This window comes from Roseobacter sp. FCG-D35 (genome assembly GCF_033436665.1).
In the GTDB taxonomy this organism is placed as follows: Bacteria; Pseudomonadota; Alphaproteobacteria; order Rhodobacterales; family Rhodobacteraceae; genus JAWQFO01.
The window spans coordinates 1-2,499 of the sequence record NZ_JAWQFO010000018.1; the positions used below are offsets into that span (position 1 = coordinate 1).

General features: G+C 59.1%; 2 protein-coding genes and 1 pseudogene. 2 read left to right on the forward strand and 1 reads right to left on the reverse strand.

Annotated elements, in window-relative coordinates:
* Positions 1–69: 69 nt before the first annotated feature.
* Positions 70–402, reverse strand: a pseudogene (locus tag R5H30_RS21695) (transposase); the annotation flags it as partial.
* Positions 403–685: 283 nt separating this feature from the next.
* Here R5H30_RS21695 and R5H30_RS21700 point away from each other — a divergent pair.
* Both R5H30_RS21700 and R5H30_RS21705 read left to right on the forward strand, forming a co-directional pair.
* Complete coding sequence (locus R5H30_RS21700; protein WP_318330861.1) at positions 686–985, forward strand: hypothetical protein; 300 nt, start codon at positions 686–688, stop codon at positions 983–985.
* Entirely contained in the window at positions 982–2,157 is a 1,176-nt protein-coding gene (locus R5H30_RS21705) for a tetratricopeptide repeat protein (RefSeq protein ID WP_318330862.1), read from the forward strand. Before R5H30_RS21700 ends, R5H30_RS21705 begins: the two co-directional genes overlap by 4 nt.
* Positions 2,158–2,499: the final 342 nt, after the last annotated feature.

Genomic DNA, 2,499 nt, shown 5'->3' on the forward strand with positions numbered 1-2,499 from the left:
CAGAAACCGAACCAGAGCCTCCGTTACGCAACAGCCTCAGCATTCCGAAAAACTCTGACGACGGACACGCATTCGGTTCTCGAGGGTCAGCTCGGCGACAACCTCCTTAAGGGCAGAAGATTCCGACCGCAGGTCTTTCACCTCGGGCGCTGTCGCCTGACGGGCCGTGTCACCCGCAAGGCGGGCTTTCCCGGCTTCCAGAAACTCTTTCGACCAGGAATAATACAGGCTCTCGGCAATGCCCTCGCGGCGACAGAGCGCGGCAATGCTCTCCTCGCCCCGCAGACCGGCGAGAACGATGCGGATCTTCTCCTCGACCGAATAGTGCTTCCGCGTCTTGCGCTTGATGCCCCTGACCAGCTTGTCAGCGGCGTCCTTCGATGTCCCGGATATCTTGTTCATCTTCGCTCCATAATGGCTTCGATGAACCAGAAATCCTCCGTTGCTCAAACCCCTAAATCTGTCCGGTGCGTGCTGACGTCAGACACGNATCTTGTTCATCTTCGCTCCATAATGGCTTCGATGAACCAGAAATCCTCCGTTGCTCAAACCCCTAAATCTGTCCGGTGCGTGCTGACGTCAGACACGCTGGTTTGATCGGGGGCTGGCCTGAACCTACGCTTACAACCACGAGGAGGCGATCGTCTGCTTCCAGAACGCTTTGGCGGCCGACCCGGAGTGCGCGATGGCGCATTGGGGCATCGCGTATTGCATCGGCCCGAACTGCAACAAACCGTGGGAGGCATTCGAGGAGGACGAGAAGCCTGACTGTATCGCGCTTGCAAAGGCTTCTGTCGTCGCTGCATCGGCGCTGCTCGATCGATTGACTCCTGTCGAGTGCGCCCTGATCGAAGCCATCCCGGTCCGCTACCCGGCATCAGCGGACATCGAGGAATTCAGCCCTTGGAATGACGCGTTCGCAGAAGCCATGCGGAATTCAGCCAAGATCTTGATGTTTGCGCCGTCTTTGGCGAGGCGATCATGAACCGAACGCCCTGGCAGCTATGGGACCTGCCAAGCGGAAAACCCGCAGAGGGGGCTGACACGCTGGAAGCCATCGCGGTGCTCGACACGGCATTCGACACCCTTCCCGGCGCGTGGGAACACGCGGGGCTTCTGCACATGTACATCCACCTGATGGAGATGTCGCCGCATCCGGAGCGTGCGCTTCGACACGGAGATGCTCTGAGCACATTGATCCCCGATGCCGGACATCTGCTACACATGCCGACCCATGTCGACGTCTTGTGCGGAGACTACGTGAATGTGGTTCTGCGCAACGAAACGGCCATCGTGGCCGATCGGAAGTTCCTTCAACGCGAAGGCCCCGACAATTTCTACTCCGTCTATCGGTGCCACAACTATCATTTCAAGATTTACGGCGCGATGTTCCTGGGGCAGCCCACTGCGGCTCTGGAAGCGGCCCAGGAACTGATCGACACATTGGCAACGGAAACCCTGCGTCCGATGGCGGACTGGTTCGAAGGGTTCATCCCGATGAAGCAGCATGTCTTGATCCGGTTTGGACGCTGGCAGGACATCCTGGATCAGGAACTCCCCGAAGACGAAGATCTCTACTGCGTCACCACCGCGATGATGCGTTACGCGCGCACTGTTGCCCTGGCAAATCTGCACAGGGTCGCGGAGGCCGAGAGTGAGAAAGACAAATTCTTTGAGGCCTTGGAGCGCGTTCCCGAGAGCAGAATGCTGTTCAACAACAGGTGCCGAGACATCCTGAAAATCGCTGAACATATGATGCTGGGCGAGCTTGCGTACCACAAGGGAGAGCACGAGACGGCTTTCGTCCACCTGAGGAACTCGGTCGAGATCGACGACACGCTGCCCTACGACGAGCCCTGGGGGTGGATGCAACCCACCCGCCATGCGCTGGGTGCCCTTCTCCTCGAACAGGGCCGGATGGAGGAAGCAGAAGCTGTGTACCGCGCCGACCTGGGGCTGGATGCCACCCGCAGCCGGGCTTGCCAGCACCCCGGAAACGTGTGGAGCTTGCATGGCCTCCACGAATGTCTCACACGGCGCGGTGAAACCGTTGAAGCCACTCACATCAAGCTGCAACTGGACAAGGCAGCAGCACGCGCGGAGGTCTCGATCCAGGCCTCCTGCTATTGCCGGCAGAAGGCATTGGCGGCGGAATAGAGAGGCGGAGCCGATCTCCGCGGAACTCGAGATGCGTTCTCAAATGCACGGTGCGACGAATGACGTCGTCGACGGCTCTTCCGGATGATAGTGCGTACCAGCGGCGCGGCTTGGCGACGGCTTGGAACACGGCGCTTCAATTCATTGAACCTGGCGCGGTCAAAAGCAGATTCAGCTGTCGAGCGCAGCATGCCATGTGTCGAGGAATTCGACGATGCGCTCGATTCGACATTTGCGAATGGCTACGGTCGGCTCGAAACCGATCTACGTCTCGCTAGGCTCCAGACTCATTGATTTTCAGAGCCAGAATATGACTGCGGCGGCGAGCGCGATGGCTGATAG